Consider the following 6,030-nt stretch of genomic DNA (forward strand, 5'->3'; position numbering starts at 1 on the left):
TGATTATTTAGTGTGATACATCACTTCAACCAATTCATCAACTATATCTTTCGCTGTTTCTGCTTTGCTTTTCTTTGGATATGTTTTCTTACTTCCTTCTCCAATTATTGTAATCTGATTATTGTCTGACTGGAAACACGTACCCTCATTCTTCATACTGTTAAGAACGATGAAGTCTGCATTTTTGCTTTTAAGTTTATGCTTAGCGTTTTGTTCTTCGTTGTCTGTTTCCAAAGCGAAAGCTATAAGGTGTTGGTTTTTTGTTTTAAGTTTACCTAAAGATGCTGCAATGTCTGTTGTAGTTTGAAGGTGTAATACCATATTACCTCTTTCATGTTTTATTTTTCTGTCTGCCTGCATCTCGGGTTTGAAATCTGCTACAGCTGCAGCCAAAATAGCAACATCTGTATTAGGGAATGTTTTTATGGCAGCTGTGTACATTTCCTCGCAACTTTCAATATCAATTCTATGGATATTCTTAGAACATTTAAGACTGACTGGTCCGGTAATAAGTGTTACATCTGCTCCTCGACGTAGACACTCTTCTGCAATTGCAAATCCCATTTTGCCACTGGAATAATTGCCAATAAAACGTACTGGATCAATTTTTTCGTATGTGGGGCCGGCTGTTATCATAACACGCTTTCCCGTAAGCTGTAGTCTTGAAGCATCATTTTCGAAAAAGTCAGACAATTTTCGTACAATTTCATCTGGTTCCTCCATTCTCCCTTTGCCTTCAAGTCCACTTGCCAAAAAACCGCTTTGGGGGGCTATTATATGGTTCCCTATATTGCTTAATTTTTTCAGATTTTCCTGTGTCACAGGATGGGCATACATGTCAAGATCCATAGCAGGAGCGATGAATACCGGCGCTTTCATGGATAAATATGTAGTTATAAGCATGTTATCAGCTATGCCATTAGCCATTTTACCAATGGTTGATGCAGTGCATGGTGCAATAAGCATTGCATCTGCCCATAATCCCAAATCTACGTGAGAATGCCAAGTTCCATCACGCTGTGAAAAAAACTCTGATATTACAGGTTTATGTGTAAGTGCTGACAATGTTATAGGAGTAATAAATTCCTTTCCTGCCGGTGTTATCACTACCTGAACCTCAGCCCCTTGCTTTATGAGTCCGCGTATGATATAGCATGCTTTATAAGCAGCGATAGAACCTGTTATGCCTAATACAATTTTCTTACCAGTCAGCATATATGATATAATTATTTACTTAAATCTTTAAGACGAATTCTTGTAAGGACCTGTTTTGTATTATATGTGAAGTCTCCGTTTAAGATCCAACTGAAATATCCAGGATCTCTTTTCAAGACGTCAGAAACAGGTTGTCCTTTGTATTTTCCAAAATTAAATACTTCCTGTCGGATTATATTACCATTTTTGTCGGCTTGTTCTTTCCATACTATGCGACCGGCAAAATCAACATTGTCGTTGAGTTTGGAAAAATCGGCAAGTACATCCATGTTGTTAGGAAGATGTTTTTCCGGGTCTTCTTGGGTTTCCGGATTGTATTTGTCAAGTTCACCCATCAATATACGATAAGTAGCTTCTGTGTCCTGATCGGCTCGATGGGCATTAAAGTCGTCCTCCATCTTTCTTCCACAATAGAATTTATAGGCTGCCGCAAGGTTGCGACGTTCCATTTTATGGAATATTGTTTGTGCGTCAATAAGGCGACAACGTGAAAAATCAAAATCAATACCGGCTCTGAGAAACTCCTCTGCCAACATCGGTATATCAAAATGATTGGAATTGAAACCTGCAAAATCGCAGTTTCGGAAATTTTCGCTCAACTGCGAAGCGATATCTTTGAAAGACGGACTGTATTTTATGTCATCGTTACTTATACCTGTCAGAGTTGTGACATCTTGTGGTATTGTTTTTCCCGGATTAACATAAATATTATTACGTTCTTCTTTGCCGTCTGGATATATTTTGATGTATGAAATCTGTATGATTCTATCATTTACCAGATCAAGCCCCGTTGTCTCCAGGTCGAAGACAATCAAGGGCTTTGATATATTTAGTTTCATTGTGAATTAATCATTTAGTAACATTGGCATGATAAGCATCAATATATTTTCATTTTCTGGCTGGGTAGCAGGTTCGATAACTCCGGCTCTACTAGGATCAGCAAGATGCATTATTATGTCATCGCTGTCAAGATTTGTAAGAATCTCGTATAATGAACCTCCTTTGAAACCAATATCCATTGTACGGCCGTTATAATCGCATATCACATTTTCTTTAGCACTTGTTGCGAAGTCCATGTCTTCTGAAGTGAGTTCAAGGTTACCGCTATCTATGTGAAATCTGATGAGTTGACTGCTTTCGCTAGCAAACGGCAGTACACGTCTTAAGGCACCAATGAGTGATTTTCGGTCTATTGTGAGTTCGTTTGGATTATTTTGTGGAATTACAGAGTTGTAATTAGGATATCTTCCTTCTATCAAACGACATATGAGGAATCCGTCTGCATATTTTATTTCTGCGCTTTTTTCGTGGAATTTAATCACGATTTCCTCTTCTGTATGACCAAGAATGTTTTTGAGGAGAGATGCGGGTTTTTTCGGAAGTATGAATGATGCGGGTATATTGTTGTTTACTGATGTTATCTGACTGCGTACGAGCTTATGGCCGTCGCTGGCAACAACAGTAAGATTGTCTGTAGTGAGATCGAAGTATATGCCATTCATGACGGGGCGCAACTCATCCTGAGCGGTTGCAAACAACGATCTTGATATGCTGTTGTACAGAAGTTTGCTGTCTATGGTGATTATATTCGCATCTTCGGGTACAGACTGTATTGTTGGATATTCGCTTGCATTTTGGGCGGTGAAGTTGTATTTTCCGTTCTGATAAGTAATTTCAACTGTAAGATTGGTTATGTTTACATCGAATACCAATGGCTGATCAGGCAACTCCTTTACAGCTTCAAGAATAGTACGGCTTGGTACTGCGAAACTGCCATCTTCGTTGCTTTCTTCCAGCTGAAAGGTTGTCTGCATAATGTTCTCGCTATCGCTTGCCGTTATGGAAAGCATACCGTTTTTTACCTCAAAAAGGAAACAATCCAGTATTGTAATAGAACTTTTATTGTTTATGGTTCGTGCAAGAATTTGCAGCCTGTTGTTAAGGGTGCTGCTTGATAAAGTAAATCTCATTGATATTCCTTCTTTATAATTTAACTTAGGTACAAAAATACAAAAAAGCTTTGTGCGTAGCAAAAAAAAGATAAAAAAGTTTCCCCCTTTTAGAACTATTTTATTAATTTCGCAAACGGATAAAATTTTTGTAAATAGTATATAAAGTAAATAGTAAAATGGAATTACAAGGAAAAATTATTGCTGCGCTTGAACCTAGAAGCGGTGAGTCTGCAAGAGGCCCGTGGAAGGCGCAGGATTTTGTAATAGAGACACATGATACATATCCACGCAAGATGGTCTTTTCTGTATTTGGTGCCGACAGACTCGATCGATTTAACATTCAGATAGGACAGGAAGTTTCAGTTTCATTTGATATAGATGCACATGAATATAATGGAAGATGGTTTAATAGCATTAGAGCATTTGATGTTAGACCTGCAGCACAGGCTGTTCAACCACAAGTTCAGGCACCATATGTCTCAAGTGGTGTTTCTGCCATGTCTAGTTCACCGTTTGGTGAATCACCAGTTTCGCCTGCAGGTAACCAGTTTACTGAAACAAAGGACGATGCCGATGATCTGCCGTTCTGATGTACAAAATATGCAGTAAGAAATTGTTTTAAGAAAATATGGATGAGCCTGCTTTTAATAAGCATCTCATCCTTTTTTATTACCAGTTGTTGTATATTTCGTATCTTCTTAATTAGGAGGATCTGATATTTATGTTTTGTCCTTATGTGAAGCTTTCGTTAAGTTGATTTTTGTCATATTCGAAAAATCCTAGGATTCCAAAATCCCTGTATTATTCTATTTTCAGAAAGTAATACGATTATTATAATTGCATAGTTAGTATGATGAGAAATGATATTTGAGAATCTGTTTTTAAGAAAATTCAGATGACGAACTTACATATTCATTTTGATTTTTTACAAATGAAAACTGCAAAAGAGAAGTTAACTACTGTTAAAAGTATGCGGTAACGGTCTTTCAACTTCTGACAAAGGCCGTTTTGCATCCTGATTAAGGCCGTTTTAGGTTGTAAAACGGCCTATATTGCACCCTCAAACGGGCTTAACCGGAGTATAAAACGGTGCTTGCGGCACAGCAGAAAATCAGCGATCATCGCAATCTGTTGATATTCAACTATTTGTGCAATCATCTCATTTTCACATATATGCGGGCGAATGAGAGTCTGCCTTGCAGATACGCGAAAAATAAAATGGACAGAACTGAAAACTCTAGCTAGAGAACCCGAATCTGCTTACAATCTGTAAGTAGCCCATATTGTTTCTACTCCGGCTGTGTTGAAAGAACGCTTACTCATGAGCGAAACCTCTGTCTTTCTTTTGAAATCTATTCCCCACCTTAATTTCTGATAATACATCATAATCTTACTCCCATACCCAACGACACTGCGTGACACTTCAGCGCACTGTTGGTCGTGAGTACAGGAGTTAGCCCGACCCAGCCATAAAGCATAAGAAAATCGTTACCCAGACGCATTTCAAGGTTCACTCCGAGCGGATCATGTTTATATCTTCTGGTCGCTGTATACGTGTATTTGTTCATACGGTAACGGGAATACTCGTCCGTGCTAGTTCAGTGATACTCCGCCTGCCGCATACAGACCGTAATTAGGCCACTCCAGCATTAACGGCACCCTTATGAAATCGTATCAGATGTAACTCTTTCTCAAATTGGTATCCTCTTTTTCCGTAAACGAAGTCATGCTATCGACCGGGATAGGACATGGTTTCCCAGGAAATGATTATATATAGTGTTCACTTAAAATTAGAGGACACTAGTAAAATATAATATGTCTAATAAATTTTTCTAACTGTCAACTGTTGTTGGCTGAAATACTTGTTCTATAAAATGCTGCTAGAAATAATATTATATTTATGAGTTTAGTTCTTTAGCTTTTTCACATATCTCTTTGAAGTCCATGTACGAGAGATTATCTGAATTGAGTTTAGAGAATAATTGATTTGCCAACTGAATTTTTTGTGCGTCATATGGTTTCATAAATCGATTTGGACTTACAAACTTTTTAAGCTCAGACAGCTGTGTTTTATCAATAAATGTAATGCCAAGTTCATCAATACATCGCAGAATTAAAACATTTACAGCCTCTGTATTATTTTTATCAACGGTTTCCACTTCCTTATATATCAGATTAGCTTTTTCCACTTTTTCTTTATCATAAGGATTCATAAAATTCTTAGGATGTGATAATCGGATTAATTTTTCGTAATCTGATTCATTAATTCTTTTATTTTTTCTTTGTAATAATATTGATAATATTGTGATGATAATAATAAAAAAGCTTCCAGTTGAAATCAACCACCACATTAAGATGTTATTTTTGTCCTTATTTATAACTTTATCTAACCTTACTAACGACCAAGTAGTAGGCTGGGTTGTTCCTATAAAGACTCTATAAATACCATTGTGCATATAAGTATATAATAAATTGGACACTACTCGTTCTCTATCGTACTTTTTAGGTTTCCCCCAAAGCGTTTCACCTGTAAAATCAATCCTAGGAATAGAATCTTCTGACATGATGTAATATTCGTTTCTAGCTTCGAATATCTCATGATGAATTCTATCAAATGAACCTTTTTCAAATTTATTATATTTATTTGAATTGGAATTAGAAGTAAAAGAATTAAATGCATCATATACTGCACTTTCTACAGAAGGTGCAAAATCATAGCCAAATAATGATTGGCCTGCTTTTTTATATCCAACAGCATAAGGGAAAAGCCATTGTTTAACAAACATCCAGTTTCCTTTTGAATCAAGATTTGAACTCATTTTTATTAATTCCCATCCATTATCTTCTTCACCATATGAATTGT

Annotated in this window: 6 protein-coding genes; 1 reads left to right on the top strand and 5 read right to left on the bottom strand. The window is 36.8% G+C overall.

Translation table 11 applies throughout. From position 1 onward, the window contains the following. Positions 1-3: 3 nt before the first annotated feature. Genes coaBC through dnaN form a run of 3 tightly spaced genes read right to left on the bottom strand, consistent with a single transcriptional unit; the run spans position 4 to position 3,185 of the window. A complete protein-coding gene (gene coaBC, locus WKT13_RS12495) occupies positions 4-1,215 on the bottom strand; it encodes a bifunctional phosphopantothenoylcysteine decarboxylase/phosphopantothenate--cysteine ligase CoaBC (protein ID WP_340324125.1) in 1,212 nt (403 codons plus the stop codon). Positions 1,216-1,226: 11 nt separating this feature from the next. Continuing rightward, positions 1,227-2,054 (bottom strand): 3'-5' exonuclease, encoded by an 828-nt coding sequence (locus tag WKT13_RS12500; protein ID WP_340324126.1) that lies wholly within the window; start codon positions 2,052-2,054, stop codon positions 1,227-1,229. Between the two features lie 6 nt (positions 2,055-2,060). Next, positions 2,061-3,185 (bottom strand): DNA polymerase III subunit beta, encoded by a 1,125-nt coding sequence (gene dnaN, locus WKT13_RS12505; RefSeq protein ID WP_340324127.1) that lies wholly within the window; start codon positions 3,183-3,185, stop codon positions 2,061-2,063. 158 nt (positions 3,186-3,343) lie between these two features. Here dnaN and WKT13_RS12510 point away from each other — a divergent pair, with 158 nt between their 5' ends. Next, a complete protein-coding gene (locus WKT13_RS12510; protein WP_340324128.1) occupies positions 3,344-3,757 on the top strand; it encodes a DUF3127 domain-containing protein in 414 nt (137 codons plus the stop codon). A 792-nt stretch (positions 3,758-4,549) separates the two neighbouring features. Here the strand turns inward: WKT13_RS12510 and WKT13_RS12515 are convergent. Together WKT13_RS12515 and WKT13_RS12520 are read right to left on the bottom strand one after the other, a co-directional pair. Continuing rightward, the gene (locus WKT13_RS12515) at positions 4,550-4,735 is read right to left on the bottom strand and encodes a hypothetical protein (protein WP_298620870.1); all 186 of its coding nucleotides are present in this window, start codon (positions 4,733-4,735) and stop codon (positions 4,550-4,552) included. Positions 4,736-5,065: 330 nt separating this feature from the next. Beyond that, positions 5,066-6,030: hypothetical protein (locus tag WKT13_RS12520; protein ID WP_340324129.1), on the bottom strand; the 965-nt coding region annotated here is incomplete at its 5' end.

The sequence above is a fragment of the Prevotella sp. HCN-7019 genome (assembly GCF_037890215.1).
Classification (GTDB): Bacteria; Bacteroidota; Bacteroidia; order Bacteroidales; family Bacteroidaceae; genus Prevotella.

Coding starts and splice junctions, on each gene's coding strand:
- coaBC (WP_340324125.1), bottom strand. CDS start 1,215: ATGCTGACTGGTAAGAAAATTGTATTAGGCATAACAGGTTCTATCGCT.
- WKT13_RS12500 (WP_340324126.1), bottom strand. CDS start 2,054: ATGAAACTAAATATATCAAAGCCCTTGATTGTCTTCGACCTGGAGACA.
- dnaN (WP_340324127.1), bottom strand. CDS start 3,185: ATGAGATTTACTTTATCAAGCAGCACCCTTAACAACAGGCTGCAAATT.
- WKT13_RS12510 (WP_340324128.1), top strand. CDS start 3,344: ATGGAATTACAAGGAAAAATTATTGCTGCGCTTGAACCTAGAAGCGGT.
- WKT13_RS12515 (WP_298620870.1), bottom strand. CDS start 4,735: ATGAACAAATACACGTATACAGCGACCAGAAGATATAAACATGATCCG.